This is a genomic window from Frankia sp. CgMI4 (assembly GCF_001756285.1).
GTDB lineage: Bacteria > Actinomycetota > Actinomycetes > Frankiales > Frankiaceae > Frankia > Frankia casuarinae.
The window spans coordinates 44249-61128 of the sequence record NZ_MAQZ01000053.1; the positions used below are offsets into that span (position 1 = coordinate 44249).

The window sequence follows — 16880 nt, forward strand, 5'->3', positions numbered from 1 at the left end:
CGCTGAACCGGGTCAGACCTGTGGAGCGGGCTGCTGGAACGGCCGTGCGCTGGTGGTCGCCTCCCACCTCCAAGAAGTGCGTCGAGGCCGGCCGTCGAGCTCACTCCGGCCGGTGCACCACAGCAGCACCTGAGCCGGGTCTCCGTCCGGTGCATCGGGGAACAGACGGCGAAGCACCCGTATGCCCRGGGGTGCTGGGAACCGGCAGGGGACCGTCAGCCCCGCGGCGATGTCCCAGGTATGGAGGAGGATTTCGGCGACGCCCATCGCCGCGAAGCCTTCGGGATCGCATGGCCCCCAATGCCAGGCCTGCGTTGCGGGGTCGGCGGTGGCCAGCGCGCTGCTGAGCAGTCCACCGCACGCGGTGATGACCTGGAGMACCTCGCGCGGTGGCGTGTCCGGGGGAACGGTCAGATCGAAGGGCAGGTAGGCATGGGTGGGCCGGCCCTGCCCCAGCCCGCGGCGCATGAGATCGGCGGCGGTCTCGCTCAAGGTCCGCGATGTGTCTCGCGCGATCGACATCGCCTGCCGATGAAGATCGTCAGGTAGGTCAATCGTAGTGCGCACACCGCGGTCTTAGCGTAGCGACGTAGCGATCGGTCGAGCATGGCATACGGAACGTATATCGCTCGTGTACTTAAGGTTGTATGGGTACGTGTCATTGCACTGTGCCCGACCCTCGGCTATTAGCGGCGCGGGCGGTATCGCCGCGTTCCTCGCGGCCTGCGGCAGCTCCGGATCCAGCGCGGACACGGGCGCGGCCGGCGCGTCAGGCGCCGCGGGACGCACCTGGTCGTTCACGTTGCGCAAGGGCGTGCTCTTCYCTGACGGCACCCCGCTGGACGCGCCGACCGTGAAGGCGTCGTTCGACCGGCTGCTGGACCCGGCGAACAAGTCCGCCGCCTTGTCCGCCTTCGCGTCAGTCCTCAAGGCCGGCGGCGTGGCVGTGTCGGGGGCGGACACGGTGGTCTTCCACCTCGAGCGGCCGTTCTCCGACTTCCCWTACCTGGTCTCCGCGGGCAACTACAACGCGGTCGTGCTCAAGAGCGACTACAAGGTCGGCACGTTCGCCACGAAGGCGATCGGCACCGGGCCGTTCCGGCTCGACTCCTACGACGTCGGCCAGGGAGCCTCACTGCGCCGCAACCCGAAGTACCGGGACGCCGGCAAGCCGTACCTCGACGGCGTCAAGGTGACCTTCCACAAGGACGCCCAGGCCGACCTACTGGCATTGCAGAGCGGCGCCATCGACGCGCAGATCCTGTCCGAGGCCGACCTCGTCGTCCCGATCGCCGGAAGCAACTCCATCGCCGTCGACAAGGCCAGYGGTACCAGCCTGACCGCGTTCACCCTACGCGTCGACAGGCCGCCGTTCACGAAGAAGGAGGTCCGGCAGGCCATCTCCTACGCGCTGGACCGGCCGGGTGTCCTCACCGCCGTCTACAACGGGGTCGGCGTCATCGGCAACGACCACCTTCTCGCGCCCGCGTTCGCGGCCGCACCGAAGGACCTCGCGCAACGCGCGAAGGACGCGGCGAAGGTCCGGTCGCTGCTGTCCGCCGCGGGGTCGAGAATCTGCGGTTCACCCTCAGCTTCGACGCCCCGAACAAGGCCTACGCGCTGGTCATCCAGGACCAGCTCAAGCAGGTGGGGATCACCGTCGATCTCGACCAGCAGACCTCCGACGTGTTCTACGGCGGCAATCAGGAGACCGACACCCCCTGGCTGTTCACCACCGCGAACCTCGTCGGCTGGGTGGGCCGCCCGACGCCGAGCCAGTTCATCATCCCGATGGTGAAGAGCCACGGGGTCTGGAACGGTTCGAAATACGCCAACCCCGCCTTGGACGCCGCGGCCGACGCCTACGACGCCGCGACCGGCCCCGCCGAGCGGAAGAAGCAGGCCGAGATCATCGCGCGGGCCCTTCACGAGGACGTGCCGGTCATCATCACCGTGTGGTCCGGGGCCGTCCGGGCCTACCGGTCCGACCGGGTCAGGGGGCTACGCGCCCACCCGTCGGCCTTCCTCGACCTGACAACCGTGAGCCGGGCCTGATCCGGCATGGTGCGTTTCCTGGCCCGGAGGTTGGCGGCGATCCCCGTCACCATGCTGGCGGTCAGCTTCCTGGTGTTCATCGCCACCGAACTGATCCCCGGCGACGTGGCGCGCGTCGTGCTGGGTCGGGAGGCCAGCCAGGCGTCGGTGGACGCGCTGCGCCACCAGCTGCGTCTCGACGAGCCGCTGATGCCCCGCTACCTGCACTGGCTGGGTGGGTTCGTCACCGGTGACTGGGGGCGCTCCTACACGCTCGGGGTCGACGTTCGCCCGCTGGTGATCGAACGTCTGCTCGACAGCGCGACGCTTGCCCTGCTCGCCTTCGTCCTGCTGGTGGTCTTCAGCGTGAAGCTGCACTGGCTGCCCTCGTCGGCGCAGGCACCGCCGGGGGCTGATCCGCTGACCTCGATCCGGYATCTGCTGCTGCCCGCGGTCTGCCTGGTCCTGCTGTGCACCGGCTATGTCGCCAGGCACGTGCGGGCGAGTACAGCCGCGGTCCTCGCTAGCCCGTTCATCCGGGCGATGCGGGTGCGTGGCATGTCCGAGGCGCAGCTCGTGCGAGGGCACGTGCTGCGCAACTCGCTGGTGCCGGCGACGAGCGCGCTCGCCGTGCAGCTGCAGTTCCTGCTCGCGGGACTGGTGACCGTCGAGCTGCTGTTCGGTTACCAGGGCATCGGCGACCTGCTGCTGTCGTCGGCGACCTGCTGCTGTCGTCGGCGACCAGCTGCTGTCGTTGGCGACCAGCAAGGACGTGCCGACCCTGCAGGCCGGCGCGATCGTGCTCGGCGCGGTGGGAATGGGCATCTACGTCGTCGCCGACCTGGTGTACGCGCCGCTCGATCCGCGCGTGCGGGTGGGGAGGGCGCGGTGAACGACATCACGGTGGATTCCGCGGCGAGCGTCGCGGCTGGCCCCGCGGTCGGCGGTGCGCCGGGCCGGTCGGCGGCGGATCCGACGCACCGCCGACGGCGCGGATCGCTAGACCAGCGGCGGCTCGTCCGCCGGCCGTCGTTCGCGGTCGTCGACGTGCTCGCGGTCTTCCCGAATCTGGTCGCGGCCGTGGTGGTGGTGGCGCTCGTGGGCCGCTCGACGACCACCCTCGTCCTGGTCATCGGAACGTTCTTCGTCCCGATCGTGACCCGCAGTGTGCGGGCGGCCGTGCTGGTCGAGTGGGAGAAGCCCTATGTCGAGGCCGCCCGGCTGCGCGGCGAGCCGTTCTGGTCGCTGCTGTGGCGGGAGGTGCTGCCCAACGTGACCGGAACCGTGCTGGTCGAGGCGCCGTCGTCGCTGGGCGACGCGGTCTTCGCCGCCTCGACCCTGTCCTTTCTCGGACTCGGCCAGCCACCGGGATCCCCGGAGTGGGGGGCCTCCGTGGCCGACAACCGGGTCTTCCTCCAGCAGGGCTGGTGGACGGTGCTGTTCCCGGCGCTCGCCGTCGGAAGTCTCGTCATCGGTGTCGCGCTGATCGCCGACACCCTGCGGGAACAGGAGACCCGGCGATGAGCGACGCGGCGATGAATGGCCAGGCGATGAATGGCCAGGCGGTGGGCGGCCCGGTGGTGGGCGAGGCCGTGGCCGCCGGGGGGCTTGTCGTCGATGGACTGACGGTGAGCTACCCATCGTCCGGCGGACCGGCCGTTGCGGTCGACGGCGTCAGCCTGCGGGTCCGACCCGGCGAGACCTACGGCCTGGTCGGAGAGTCGGGGTGCGGCAAGAGCACGCTGGCCGCAGCGCTCGCGGACGTGCTGCCCGGCGGGGGTGCCATCGACGCCGGCCGCATCGTGCTCGACGGGATGGACGTGCGGGCCCTGTCCGCCCGGGAGCGCAGGCGGTGGCGGGCCGACGCCTTCGCTATGGTCCACCAGGGCACGAGCAGCAGCCTGGACCCCACCGTGCGGGTCGGCGCGCAGGTGGCGGAGGCCTGCCGGCTGGCGGGGCTATCCCGGGCCGAGGCCCGGTCCCGGGCCGTCGAGCTGCTCGGCGCGGTGCGGCTGCCAGCGCCCGCGACGATCGCGCGACGCTGGCCGCACGAACTCTCCGGGGGCCAGCAGCAGCGGGTCGGCATCGCAGCGGCCCTCGGGCAGCCCCCGCCTGCTCGTCCTGGACGAGCCGACCACCGGCCTTGTCGCCGCCGTCCCGCGGGTGGGGGTGAGCAGGCGGGAACGCAGGATGCCGGCGGTGCCCGGGCAACCGCCGCCGCCGACCGACCGGCCGGTGGGCTGCACCTTCGCCGACCGGTGTGCGCTCGCCGACGAGGTGTGCCATGCGTCCGAGCCGCCGCTCGCCCCCGTCGCCGACTCCCCCGGCGGCCGCGCGGTGCACTGCCATCTGGACGCCGCCGATCTGCCTGTGCTCCCGCCACTGCCGGCGGCGGGCACCGGGGTGATGGCGGAGAAGGAGAATGTCTGATGTCGGAGAAACCGGAGAGGACGCCCCTGCCATGACCGACGAGATTCCCGCCATCGACCTGGAAGCGGCGCTGGCCGAGGACGCGCCCGCGGACCTGCTGCTGCGCGTGCGCGAGGCGGCCGAGCGGATCGGCCTGATCCAGGTGGTCAACCACGGCGTTCCGCTGGAGCTGATCGAGGATTTCGAGCGTCGGGTCGAGCGCGTCCTGCGTCTGCCGCGGCCGGAGAAGGCGAAGTTGGCCAGMCCCACCGGACACCCCTTCCGGGGCTGGCGGCAGTGGCCCGAYGACCTCGGCCGCCTCGAACTCGAACGGTATTCCGTGGGCCAGTTCGACAACCCGGCCGATGCCGCCGCCGCAGGCGTGTCCGAACGGTGGCTCGGGCTCTACAAACACGGCAACGTCTGGCCGCMGGAGGACCCCGACCTGCGCGGGGTCACCTTCGCCTACGCCAAGGCGGCCGTGGTGCTGGCCCAGCGGGTGCTCGGCCTGTACGAGCGGCTRCTCGGACTACCGGCAGGCAGCTTCCCGGACGCCGAGCCGCACCACATCAACATGATCGTCAACGACTACCCGACCTGGACCTACCCGGACACGGTCGCTGAGGAGGAGAAGCTTCTCCTGCTGGAGCACACGGACGGCTCGGCGGTGACCATCCTGCACCAGCACGGCGAGTACTCCGGGCTCCAGGCGCAACAGGCCGACGGCACCTGGATTCCGGTGCCCGTCGTGCCCGGGGCGTTGCAGGTGTTCTCGGGGACAATCCTCACCCGCTGGACCAACGGTCTGTTCCGGCCCGTCCGCCACCGGGTCGTGGCCGGCGGCAGTGCGACCCGGCAGTCGACCGGGATCTTCTACCATCCGAGTCTGGACACCGTGCTGGAACCGCTGCCGGCCTTCGTCGGGGAGGACGGCACGGAGTTCGAGCCCGTTGTCCTGGGCGAGATCGACGAGACCAACGTCGAGAACTACCTGAAGGTCTTCGGCCGGCCGGAGCAGGTGGCCGCGTGGCGGGAGGGCCGTCCGTTCGTCTCGGAGCTTGCGGAGACCTCCGCCGGCCGCTGACCTGGGCGGCCGCACTGCCGTCGGAATCCGACCGGTCATTTCATCCCTCTCATCCCATATGCGTCATCTGATCGGCTCCCCAGGTGCCGTAATCGCGTGCCGTAATCGCGTGCCGGAGAGGGTATCGAGGGGCTCCAGGAGGCTGATCACGAGCGGACATTCTCCTTGCGGTTTCGCAACGACTGCGTGTCGGTTATGGAAAGCACCGCCGGCGCGACCCCTCCCTGCGTGTGTCATCGGCTTGATGGCAGAGGCTCCCCAGGTGAGAGGACGTCGACATGATCCGCGGGCTGGCTCGTACCCGGGTCCGGAGCGCGAGGACACGTGACGGGAGGAGAGCTTTCCTGCTCGCGGCCGTAATCATTTTACTTTCCATGGCGACATCGTCGCCGGTCAGGGCGGCCGGCGGTCCCACCCGCGGCGAGGGCGTCGCGGTTCCCTTCGAGGGGTTCACGGATCGAAACGGGGGCCCGACATCGATCGGCGGTGCGGTCGGTGTGGACCTGGTGCTCGGGTCGACCAGCCGACCGTACCTTCCCTGCCAGAACTACGACCCGCGGGCCCGTACGGGCGACGCCTTCGTCAACGCCTGCCAGGAACGGGGAAGTTACACCACCTACTCCCGCTTCCCTCCCGGCGGAGGCCTGCTTTTCCCGGCTGGCTACTTCATGAGCAACAGCCAGCCCGACCTGGTCCGGGGTGGTCTGCTGCGGACCGGCTGGGGAGCGCGCACCGCCGGCCTGTCGTTCGAGTTCTACCCGGATCAGGCGCATGACGCCGAGATCGTCCATTCGCGTTTCTACATCGACCGGTTCGACCATTGGACACACGGCTGGACGTACTCCGTCGCCATCGGCCGCATCGCCCTCACCGCCCTCGGCGACCCCGGAACCGCTCGGATCAGCGGGCAGCTGACCGACCGCGGCCGGCCGCCGGCACCGGGCCGGGTGCGGATCGTCATCTTCGGCGGCCACGCCCGTTCCTCCACCGGCTATCCGATCTCCTCCTTCGCCGTCCGCACCAGCACCGGGTCATCCGACTGGAGCAGCGGAGCGCTCTACGCCGGCCCGCAGCGCATCACCGTCACCGACACCGCGACGCATCGGGAATGCGTCCTGGAACGCCCGCGCGTCCTCGGCCCGGACAGCAGGATCGACCTCGATCTCTCCCGRCCGGGTTTCGGCCAGCCCGGCAGCACCTGCACGCCCTGACCACCCGCGTGGCTTGACCACCCGCTCGGACGTCGTCTACGCAGGGTGATATATCCAGGACATAGGGTGCCTATTCATTCCGGGATGACTGTAGATATTGCACATAGAGTGACGCCGTCGCTCCTTTTGGAAATTCGACGATGCCGGCTCAACGGCGTTTGGCCGAAGGCACATACGATTCCGCTATCACGTCATATGCGATCTTGTGCCGATACTTCGGTGCTCTCGGCATGACGTAACCGCCGCATCAGGACTGCCGTATCAAGGAGGCCTCAGATCGACCGCCACGAGCTCATCGATCTCACTCGACGGGCGCTCAAAATCGCGATGGACAAGACGACCGACATGGTGCCCGCGGAGCGCCGCCAGYCGGCCTTGGCGTACACGGGCCAGGGACGCTTCGAGCGCGAGCGCGAGCTTGTCCTGCGCTCTCCGCAGCTTGTCGGCTACCGCTCTGAGTTGCCGGCCCCCGGAAGCTACTGCACGAAGACCGTCATGGGCGTTCCCGTGCTTCTGACCCGGGGCGAGGACGGCACGGTCAGGGCTTTCCARAACGTCTGCGCCCATCGCCAGGCGCCAGTCGCGGAGGGCTGTGGCGCGGCAGAGCGGTTCGTCTGCCCGTATCACGCCTGGGTGTATGACGCCCAGGGTGACTTCGTCGGCGGACCCGGCCGTGAAGGTTTCCCCTCGACGATGGCCGGGAAGCCCCGTCTCACGCAACTGCCCGCCGCGGAGCATTCCGGATTCCTGTGGGTCGGTCTCCAGCCGGACAGCGGTCCCCTGGACATCGATGCCCACCTGGGAGAGCTCGGTCCGGAACTCGCGTCCTGGGACATCGGTAGCTGGGCCTCGGTGGGCGAGAAGGTGCTCGACTTCCCGATCAACTGGAAGTTCGCGCTCGACACGTTCGCCGAGAACTATSATTTTGCCACGGTGCACCGGGACACGTTCGCGCTGATCACCAAGAGCAACTGCGCGCTGTTCGACTCCTTCGGCCCGCACCATCGGCTGGTCTTCCCGATGCGGCACATCACGGACCTCGCGGACAAGCCCGAGGAAGAATGGGAACCACTGCACAACCTCGTGGTGATCTACGCACTGTTCCCCAACATCGTCCTGTCGGTCACTGTCGCCAACGGCGAGGTGTTCCGGGTCTATCCCGGGAGCGGACCGGGTCATTCGATCACCTATCACCAGAACGCGTCGCCGATGGATCTCACGGACGAGGCGACGCGAACCGCCGCGGACGAGATCTTCGAGTACGCGCACGCCACGGTGCGCGACGAGGACTACCGCATGGCGATCGACATCCAGAAGAACATGGCGTCGGGGGTGCGGCCCGAGCTTGTCTTCGGACGCAACGAGCCGGGGCTGCACCATCGTCATGCGGTTATCGACGAGGCGCTCGCCGCATTCGGCGGGTAGCGCCGGTCCGGACGGGCCCCGCGCCGACCCCTGGCGCGGGTGGGCCGGGGCCCAGGGCTGCGGCGAGGTAGCAAATCAGCATTGATCGACTACGAAGCGTGGCGGCTCTGGTAGCTCCCTCGCGGGGCTGAGAGTCGGGCGGTGTGGTTTCGGCAGTGCGTGGTCGGTCGCTGGCCGCGTGGACGGGAATACTGATTTTTAATGCGTGATGTCGTCGGATCATGACTTCGTGGATCATGATGGTTTCAAGGTCAGATCGACGTCGTCGAAGGCCCGGTTGGCGATCTGCCCGCCTTTGAGTACCGACCACAGCCCTTCCACCGGGTTCAGGTCGGGCGCGTACGAGGGCAGCGCCACCACAGTCAGCCACAGTGTGTTCGCAGCGATGAAAGCGGCCATCTCCGCGCACAGGTGCCGGTTGAGGTTGTCCCAGACCAGCACGACCGGCCGGCCCAGCCGCTTGTGCACGGCCACGACCAGATCCCGGATAGTCCCGCCAGGAGAACGACTTCGGCTCGTCGCGGCGGCCCCGGTGTTTCACCGGTCCGCTTCAACCTGTGCGACCGGCTCGTCCCGGGCGAACCGTTCGGCCGCGTCCCTCCGGACCGGTTCCCGGCGATCCCGTTCCGTGGCGGTCAGCCCGCCACCCGTCGCGTACCTCGTACCAGCCGGCTACCCGAACAGAACGCGCACCACTCACCCAGAGATCACAATAAGGTGAAGGATAATCGTGCTTCCACACAACTTCGCGGATTAAAACTCAGTAGCCCGCCTGGACCGCCTCAAGCTGACGGCAGCCGCCAACACGCGGACCGGGGCTGCGGCCCAGCACCTGCTGCTCATCGCTGTCGCACAGACCGCGCCCTGCAGCGGGGGCTGACCGGATCAACGGGGCATAACCTCACGCACCGCTCCACACTGTCAGTCGGGTCATGTTCGCTGTGCCTCGGCGCCGGACGYTCTCCCACGGGCGGGATTGACGTCGCTGGCGTACTCGCGGTGGACGAACCGCCCAGGTCGAACGCGGCGTTGGCGTCATGGTCGATCACCAGCCGGCAGGCCTCACCACGTGGCTGGGAACCCGCCGCCACCAGGTGGAGAAGGACAAGGCGTTGCTGGCCGGCCTCTGGCCCGGCTGGAAACCGGCCATTCGCTGGGGCCTTGCTCCGGACCTGGCCGCCGCAGTGTAGGGCGGTCTGTAGCCGGGTGYGGACCGTGTCACGAGGGTCTTGGCATGATCGTCAGAACTGTGCGGCAGACTATCGTCCGTGGGGATCAGATTCGCGAGTTGCCGGGCGACCTTCGTGCCGCGTTGCCGGAGGAGCGGGACGAGGGCGACATGTGCGAGCCGCTGATCAAGGCGTACCTGGAGGCCGACCCGGGGTGGACCGAGAGGTTCTCCGAGGTCTGGCAGTGGACAGCCTGGCCTGGCCGTGGCGGGGTGAGTGACATCGGGATCGGCTGAGATCAGAGTCGACGATTCCGCCAGACCGCTCGGCTGCTGGTACGGGCTGGCCAGGAACTTCGGCCCCGAGCACGGCGGCGTCGGTAGCCCATGGCCCGGACGCGGGCATCCGGCATCCCGTCTTCGCGTGAGATCCCCTCAAGGAGCCCTGTGAGCACCCTCGGTAGTTTCATCTGGTCGATCGCCGACCAGCTTCGGGGTCCCTACCGCCCCAACCAGTACGGCAACGTGATCCTCCCGCTCACGATCCTGCGCCGGCTCGACTGCATCCTCGAGCCCGACCGGGAGACGGTCCGCGAGCTCGCGCGGACGTTCGACAACCCGATCCGGCTGAAGATCGAGGTGAAGAAGGCGACCGGCAGGCCGTTCTACAACACTTCCAACTACGGATTCAGCAACCTCCTGGCCGACGCCGACGGGCTGGCGGACAACCTGGCCGACTACCTCGACCGGTTCTCGACGGACGTGGATGTCTTCGAGTACTTCGACTTCAAGAAGGAGATCCTCGCGCTGGAGAAGGCGGGGCTCCTGCGCGAGATCATCACCTCGTTCAAGGCGATCGACCTGCACCCCGATGTGGTGTCGAACGCCGACATGGGCGATGCGTTCGAGTACATCATCCGCAAGTTCAACGAGGCCGCGAACGAGACCTCCGGCGACCACTACACCCCACGCGACGCGATCCGGCTGCTGGTCGACCTGCTCTTCGCCGAGAAGGAGGCCGACCTGTCCGAGGCCGGCATCGTGCGTACCCTCTACGACCCGACCGCGGGCACCGGCGGCATGCTCGCCCTGGCCGAGGAGCACCTGCTCGCGCAGAACCCGGACGCGAACCTGAGCCTGTATGGCCAGGAGTACAACCCGCAGTCGTACGCGATCTGCAAGTCCGACCTGCTCGCCAAGGGCCACGACGCGACCAACATCGCCTTCGGTAACACGCTCACCGACGACGCCTTCAAGGGCAGGAAGTTCGACTTCTGCATGTCCAACCCGCCCTACGGCGTCGACTGGAAGCAGTACGCCAAGAAGGTCACCGAGGAGCGCGACGAGGCGGGCCCGTACGGCCGGTTCGCCCCCGGCCTGCCGGCGACCTCGGACGGGCAGATGCTCTTCCTGCTCCACCTGGCCCACAAGATGYGGGCGCCCAAGGACGGCGGCGGCCGGGTCGGGATCATCATGAACGGCTCGCCGCTCTTCAACGGCGCCGCCGGGTCCGGCCCCTCCGAGATCCGCCGGTGGCTGCTGGAGAACGACCTGGTCGAGGCGATCGTCGCGCTGCCGACCAACATGTTCTTCAACACCGGCATCGCCACGTACATCTGGATCCTCGACAACACCAAGCACCCCGACGCCAGGGGCCTGGTCCAGATCATCGACGGCACCTCGTTCTGGACCAAGATGCGCAAGAACCTCGGTTCCAAGGGCCGTGAGATCTCCGACACCGACCGCGAGAAGGTCGTCAGCCTGTACGTCGACTTCCTCGACGCCGACCCCGACTACTCCAAGGTGCTGAGCAACGACGAGTTCGGCTACTGGACCATCACCGTCGAGCGACCCCTGCTTGGCGAGGACGGCAAGCCGGTCGTCGACCGCAAGGGTCRGCGCAAGCCCGACCCGAAGAAGCGCGACACCGAGAACGTCCCCTTCACCTACGGTGRCTCGACCGCCGGCCGGGCCGGCAAGCTCGACGTCATCAACGCCTACTTCGACGCCGAGGTGAAGCCGCACGTCCCCGACGCCTGGATCGACTGGGCCAAGGTCAAGACCGGCTACGAGATCCCCTTCACCCGCCACTTCTACAGGTACGTCCCACCCCGCCCCCTCGCCGAGATCGACGCCGACCTGGACAAGCAGATCGCCAAGATCCTCGACCTCCTGCGGGAGGTCGAGGGTGATCGCTGAGAGGCTCGACCTCGTCGACTCCGGTGTGTCCTGGCTCGGGAAGGTCCCGCCGCACTGGACCACAAAGCCACTGTGGTCCATGTTCGAACGCATCAAGGATGTGGACCATCCGGAAGAGCAGATGCTGTCCGTCTTTCGCGAGTACGGCGTCGTGGCGAAGGACTCGCGCGACAACATCAACAAGACTGCCGAGAACCGCAGCATCTACCAGCTCGTCCACCCAGGCTGGCTGGTCGCCAACCGGATGAAGGCATGGCAAGGTTCGGTTGGCATCTCCTCGCTCCGCGGGATCGTTTCCGGTCACTACATCTGCTTCGCGCCGCGCCATAGTGAGGACGCCCGCTACCTCAAYTGGCTTCTTCGCTCGACTACCTACACCAACGGCTACGCACTGCTCTCGCGCGGCGTGCGCATTGGTCAGGCCGAGATCGACAACGACGAGTTCCGGCTGATGCCGATCCTGCTCCCGCCGCTAGGGGAGCAGCGCGCCATCGCCGACTACCTCGACCGCGAGACCGCCCGCATCGACACGCTTATCGAGGAACAGCAGCGTCTGATCGAAATGCTCCGTGAGCGGCGCCACTCGCTTATCGACGGCGTCTTCGACATGCAGGTGCCTAATTCGCGACTTCAGAATGCCTGTATCGACGTCGTCGACTGTCCGCACACGACTCCTGAGGTACTGGACGACGGCGAGTACGAAGCCGTCCGAACCGCCTCGGTCAGGAACGGAAAGTTCCGCCCTGGGAACGGGCTGCCCATCAGTAGGGAGACCTGGAAGGACCGGAACGCTGGAGGAGCGCCAGCCGTTGGCGACGTTCTGTTCACGCGCGAAGCCCCTGCTGGTGAGGCATGTATGGTCCCTCATGATCAGATCTGTCTCGGTCAGCGCATGGTGCTGTTGCGGATTGATCGCGCGGAATGTGTCGGCAGGTTTCTGCTTTGGCAGATCTACTCGGACCGCGTRCAAGACCACTTCCGACTCTCGGCGAACGGATCGACGGTCGCAAACGTCAGGCTTCCGGTTCTGCGCACAACGCCGATCTGGCTGCCCGAACTCGACGAGCAGCATCGCGTCGCAGCGTATCTTGACGATCAAGCGGCGAAGGTCGACATTCTCATTGCGGAGACCGAGYGGTTCATCGAACTCTCGAAGGAGCGGCGCGCGGCGCTGATCACGGCGGCGGTGACGGGGCAGGTCGATGTGCGGGGGATGGTCTGATGGCCGACTACCACGAGGTCGTCTTCGAGTCCGAGATCTGCGCGTACCTGGAGGCTCATGGGTGGCTGTACTCGGCGGGCGACTCCGGGTATGACCGTGAGCGGGCGCTCTTCCCCGCGGATGTGTTCGGCTGGTTGGAGGAGACTCAGCCGGCGGCGTACGGGAAGGCGTTGAAGGCGGCCGGGTCGGCGGCGAAGTTCCTCGATGTGCTGGCCACGGCGCTCGACAGGCCGCTGGAGCACGGCGGCGGGACGTTGAACATCCTGCGCAACGGGGTCGTCTACATCGGTGGTGGCCGGTTGAAGCTGGCGCAGTTCCGGCCGGAGACCAGCCTGAACGCGACGACGGTGGCGCAGTATGCGGCGATGCGGGTGCGGGTGATGCGGCAGGTGCGCTTCTCCACCGCCGATCAGCGCAGCATCGACCTGGTGTTCTTCGTCAACGGGCTGCCGGTGGCGACGGTGGAGCTGAAGACGGACTTCACGCAGTCGCTGGACGAGGCGATCAGCCASTACCGCAAGGACCGGCGCCCGGTCACCAACGGCCGGGCGGAGCCGTTGCTGTCGTTCGGGCATCGGGCGCTGGTGCACTTCGCGGTCTCCAACGACCTGGCGGCGATGACCACCAGGTTGGAGGGGGAGAAGACGCACTTTTTGCCGTTCAACATCGGCCACGACGGCGGGGCGGGGAACCCGCCAGGTGCCGAGGGGCGGTCGGCGACGGCGTACCTGTGGGAGCGGGTCTGGGAGAAGGACGCCTGGCTCACCATCGTCGGGCGGCTGATGATCGTGGAGACCCGGGAGGAGTGGGACGTCGCGACGGGGACGTCGGTGCGACGTACCAGCATGCTCTTCCCGCGGTTCCACCAGTGGGAGGCCGTGACGACCATCGTCGACGCCGTACGCGAGGAGGGCGTCGGCCACCGGTACCTGATCGAGCACTCGGCCGGGTCGGGGAAGACGAACACGATCGCCTGGACCGCACACCGGCTGGCGCGGCTGCACGTGGACGACGAGAAGGTCTTCGACACGGTCCTCGTGGTCGTGGACCGGACGGTGCTTGACGGGCAGCTTCAGGAGGCGATCCGGCAGATCGACGGGTCCGGCAGGATCGTGGCCACGATCAGCCCGGAGGACGTCCGCAAGGCCGGCGCGACGTCGAAGTCCGGGCTGCTGGCCGCCGCGCTGCGGAACGGCGAGCTGATCATCGCGGTGACGGTGCAGACGTTCCCGTTCGCGATGGACGAGATCCAGGCGGACAAGGGGCTGACGGGCAGGAAGTTCGCCGTGATCGCCGACGAGGCGCACTCGTCGCAGTCCGGCAGGATCTCCTCCCAGCTGAAAGCCGTGCTCACCGCCGAGGAGATCAAGGACCTCGCCGACGGCGGCGAGGTCGCCCTGGAATCGCTTCTGGCGGCGCGGATGAGCGAGCGGGCCGACTCGCCGAACATCTCCTACTTCGCGTTCACCGCGACCCCGAAGGCCAAGACGCTGGAGATGTTCGGGCGGAAGGGGCCGGACGGGAAGCCGGTCGAGTTCCACCTGTACTCGATGCGGCAGGCGATCGAGGAGGGGTACATCCTCGACGTTCTGCGTGGCTATCAGTCGTACGACACCGCGCTGAAGATCGCCGGTAAGGCCACCGCCGACAGCGAAGTCGAGGAAAGCGCCGCGCGTAAGGGGCTGAYGCGGTGGGTGAAGCTGCACCCGACCAACATCAGCCAGAAAGTCCAGATCATCGTCGAGCACTTCCACGCCAACGTCGCCCACCTGCTGGAGGGCAGGGCGAAGGCGATGGTCGTCACCGACTCGCGCAAGGCCGCGGTGAAGTACAAGAAGGCGATCGACGCCTACATCGCTCGCCGGGTCGCGGAGGATCCGTCGTACACCTACCGCACGCTGGTCGCCTTCTCCGGGTCGGTGACGATGGACGAGRACGAGGTGTGGACCTCGGAGTGGGGGCCGGTGCCGGCGGAGGACGTCGAGTTCACCGAGACCAACCTCAACCCCGGCGCCGGCGCGGACCTGGCCGCGGCGTTCAAGGGCGGGACCTACACGATCATGCTGGTGGCCAACAAGTTCCAGACCGGCTTCGACCAGCCGCTGCTCTCGGCGATGTACGTCGACAAGAAGCTCTCCGGGGTCACCGCCGTGCAGACGCTCTCCCGGCTCAACCGCACCCACCGCACCGCGGGCGGGGAGATCAAGCGCACGACGTTCGTCCTCGACTTCGTGAACACGCCCGACGACATCCGGGCCGCGTTCGAGCCGTACTTCACCGGTGCGACCCTGGAGACCGAGACCGACCCGTACGTCGTCGCCCACCTCGCCGCCAAGCTCGCCCAGACGGGGATCTACACCGCCGACCAGGTACGGAACGTCGCCGAGTTGTGGGTGAAGCGGAAGGGTAACAACGCGCTCTCGGCCGCGATCGCTCCGGCRAAGCACGAGTTCGCGAGCCGCTACGCCGCCGCGATCGAGGCCGATGACAAGGTCACGCTCAGCACCCTCGACCTGTTCCGTCAGGACGTCTCCACCTACGTCCGGCTCTACGACTTCATGAGCCAGATCGTCGACTACGGCGACCCGCACCTGGAGATGCTCTCCATCTTCCTACGCCTCCTGGAGAAGGTCATCGCCGACTCCTCCTGGGCCGCCGAGGTCGACCTCTCCGACGTCGTCCTGGTCGGGGTCAGACACGAGAAGCGGATCGCCGTCGACATCTCGCTGACCGGCGACGGCGAGCTCAAGGGAATCAGCGCCGCCGGAACCGGCGCCCGCAAGGAGCCCAGGTACGTCGCGCTCCAGGTCGTGATCGACAAGATGAACGACCTCTTCGGCGCCGAGTCCTTCACCGAGTCCCAGATCCGCGAGTTCGTCGACGGCCTGGTCCAGCGACTCCTCGCCTACCCCGACCTCGTCAGGCAGACCCAGGTCAACTCGAAGAAGCAGTTCATGGACTCCGACGACTTCAAGGCCGTCGTCACCGAGGCCGTCCTCGACAACCAGGAAGCCCACAACACCATGGCCGACTACTTCTTCAGCGACGGCCCTGGGATCAACAGCGTCATCCTTGCCCTCGCGGACGCCTTCTACGAGGTCGCCACGTCACAGGAGACCGACTGACAGAATGTCCGGTCAGGGGCGCTTTCGTCCCTCGGGAAATCGGCCTGCTCCGAGCCACCGGCATCAGTCGGGTCACGGCGTCCAAAGCGTCGGCATGGCCGTCGCGAGATGACCGAACGCCGCCTACAGAAACCCGATCACCGGATCCTGGCCCTCTGCCTCCGAAGACCGTGACCTACCGAAACCGGTCCCTCACCGCGCCAGTATAGCGGCGCTCCAGAGCCCATAGGCGCGGGTCTCGCGCCGGATCCGCCAGCACCCGTCGTGACCGGCCACCGAGCCCTGGGCGCGCTGCGTCGATCATGCGTGCCTGAGCAAGGGCGTACTCGGCGGGGCGCCACCGGAACCGGTCATGTTCAGCCCGAGGCCGAGCTCGCCTTGCCCGGCCGAGAGTGGTTGGTCCGTGACGGGGCAGGGCGCTGGCTTGGACCATCTCAGGGTGGGTAGGAGACTCATGCCAGCGTGATGGCTACTCAAGATCCACGGTCACGCGGCGCAGGCGCTCGGGTGTGCACCTCGTGAACCCGGACGACGAACCAGCACCCGGCAGCCGCCGGCACCCCGGGACACACAGAGTGCCCGTGACCTGCACGAACACACACATGACGGCACTATGCGATACTAGACGGCAGGCTGTCCTACGGGCTTTTAACCGGCGGGTTTCCCGCCCTGCAGCTGCCGCGAACCTTGAACGATATTGGTTTGGCCTGCATCGTTCGAAAAATTGACCCTCCGGCGCGGGTCCGTCGGGCCGCGCGTGTGCTCGATGTGTGCTCATTGTGTCGTCACCCGCTAAACGATCTCCGTTTGTCGCGCTGCGTCGCGGGCGAACCCGGCCGCCGGGAGAGGCGGGCTCGCGGCGATGTACCAGATGATTTTGATCGCTATGGCGGGCCAGTGCTGCTATGTCGGAGATCAACAAGCCGAGAAGTCCTGATATCTGACTATGCCTGCGGTCGCGCGGTCGGCTCCGACGCACGAGTCTTGTCAACGGTTTCCGAAA

Annotated in this window: 13 protein-coding genes and 2 pseudogenes; 13 read left to right on the forward strand and 2 right to left on the reverse strand. The window is 67.5% G+C overall.

The window, feature by feature from the left end; all coding sequences use genetic code 11:
* Positions 1 to 12: 12 nt before the first annotated feature.
* Positions 13 to 468: a hypothetical protein gene (locus Manayef4_RS25785; protein WP_349257430.1), complete on the reverse strand. Its 456-nt coding sequence runs from the start codon at positions 466 to 468 to the stop codon at positions 13 to 15.
* A 187-nt stretch (positions 469 to 655) separates the two neighbouring features.
* On the opposite strand from Manayef4_RS25785, the gene Manayef4_RS07495 reads away from it, so the two are divergent.
* The 8 genes and pseudogenes from Manayef4_RS07495 to Manayef4_RS07535 all read left to right on the forward strand — a co-directional run bounded on the left by Manayef4_RS07495 (position 656) and on the right by Manayef4_RS07535 (position 8163).
* Positions 656 to 1798: an ABC transporter substrate-binding protein gene (locus tag Manayef4_RS07495; protein ID WP_175443341.1), complete on the forward strand. Its 1143-nt coding sequence runs from the start codon at positions 656 to 658 to the stop codon at positions 1796 to 1798.
* Entirely contained in the window at positions 1792 to 2055 is a 264-nt protein-coding gene (locus Manayef4_RS07500; protein ID WP_070131095.1) for a hypothetical protein, read from the forward strand. Before Manayef4_RS07495 ends, Manayef4_RS07500 begins: the two co-directional genes overlap by 7 nt.
* Positions 2056 to 2061: 6 nt before the next feature.
* On the forward strand, positions 2062 to 3558 hold the full coding sequence (locus Manayef4_RS25790; protein ID WP_254665510.1) for an ABC transporter permease subunit: 1497 nt from the start codon (positions 2062 to 2064) through the stop codon (positions 3556 to 3558).
* Positions 3559 to 3584: 26 nt separating this feature from the next.
* Positions 3585 to 4082 (forward strand): annotated as a pseudogene (locus tag Manayef4_RS25795) (ATP-binding cassette domain-containing protein); the annotation flags it as partial.
* 142 nt (positions 4083 to 4224) lie between these two features.
* Entirely contained in the window at positions 4225 to 4464 is a 240-nt protein-coding gene (locus Manayef4_RS25800; RefSeq protein WP_035941046.1) for a hypothetical protein, read from the forward strand.
* A gap of 31 nt (positions 4465 to 4495) precedes the next feature.
* Positions 4496 to 5527, forward strand: coding sequence for a 2OG-Fe(II) oxygenase family protein (locus Manayef4_RS07525; protein ID WP_070131096.1), 1032 nt, complete (start codon positions 4496 to 4498; stop codon positions 5525 to 5527).
* 374 nt (positions 5528 to 5901) lie between these two features.
* The gene (locus Manayef4_RS07530; RefSeq protein ID WP_254665511.1) at positions 5902 to 6738 is read left to right on the forward strand and encodes a hypothetical protein; all 837 of its coding nucleotides are present in this window, start codon (positions 5902 to 5904) and stop codon (positions 6736 to 6738) included.
* 276 nt (positions 6739 to 7014) lie between these two features.
* Complete coding sequence (locus Manayef4_RS07535) at positions 7015 to 8163, forward strand: SRPBCC family protein (protein ID WP_070131098.1); 1149 nt, start codon at positions 7015 to 7017, stop codon at positions 8161 to 8163.
* Between the two features lie 267 nt (positions 8164 to 8430).
* Here Manayef4_RS07535 and Manayef4_RS07540 read toward each other — a convergent pair.
* Positions 8431 to 8674, reverse strand: a pseudogene (locus Manayef4_RS07540) (transposase); the annotation flags it as partial.
* A 526-nt stretch (positions 8675 to 9200) separates the two neighbouring features.
* Between Manayef4_RS07540 and Manayef4_RS24815 the strand changes: the two are divergent.
* From Manayef4_RS24815 to Manayef4_RS07560, 5 genes are all read left to right on the forward strand, one after another.
* Complete coding sequence (locus Manayef4_RS24815) at positions 9201 to 9353, forward strand: hypothetical protein (RefSeq protein WP_157493328.1); 153 nt, start codon at positions 9201 to 9203, stop codon at positions 9351 to 9353.
* Positions 9354 to 9397: 44 nt separating this feature from the next.
* Entirely contained in the window at positions 9398 to 9628 is a 231-nt protein-coding gene (locus tag Manayef4_RS07545; RefSeq protein WP_023840169.1) for a hypothetical protein, read from the forward strand.
* 150 nt (positions 9629 to 9778) lie between these two features.
* Positions 9779 to 11530 (forward strand): class I SAM-dependent DNA methyltransferase, encoded by a 1752-nt coding sequence (locus tag Manayef4_RS07550; RefSeq protein WP_070131099.1) that lies wholly within the window; start codon positions 9779 to 9781, stop codon positions 11528 to 11530.
* Complete coding sequence (locus tag Manayef4_RS07555) at positions 11520 to 12752, forward strand: restriction endonuclease subunit S (protein ID WP_070131100.1); 1233 nt, start codon at positions 11520 to 11522, stop codon at positions 12750 to 12752. Before Manayef4_RS07550 ends, Manayef4_RS07555 begins: the two co-directional genes overlap by 11 nt.
* Positions 12752 to 15877, forward strand: coding sequence for a DEAD/DEAH box helicase family protein (locus Manayef4_RS07560; RefSeq protein ID WP_070131101.1), 3126 nt, complete (start codon positions 12752 to 12754; stop codon positions 15875 to 15877). Before Manayef4_RS07555 ends, Manayef4_RS07560 begins: the two co-directional genes overlap by 1 nt.
* Positions 15878 to 16880: the final 1003 nt, after the last annotated feature.

What these genes read in the sequence shown, in the direction of transcription:
- Manayef4_RS24815 (WP_157493328.1), top strand. Translation starts at nt 9,201, where the DNA reads ATGGTCGATCACCAGCCGGCAGGCCTCACCACGTGGCTGGGAACCCGC.
- Manayef4_RS07500 (WP_070131095.1), top strand. Translation starts at nt 1,792, where the DNA reads ATGGTGAAGAGCCACGGGGTCTGGAACGGTTCGAAATACGCCAACCCC.
- Manayef4_RS07545 (WP_023840169.1), top strand. Translation starts at nt 9,398, where the DNA reads ATGATCGTCAGAACTGTGCGGCAGACTATCGTCCGTGGGGATCAGATT.
- Manayef4_RS25800 (WP_035941046.1), top strand. Translation starts at nt 4,225, where the DNA reads ATGCCGGCGGTGCCCGGGCAACCGCCGCCGCCGACCGACCGGCCGGTG.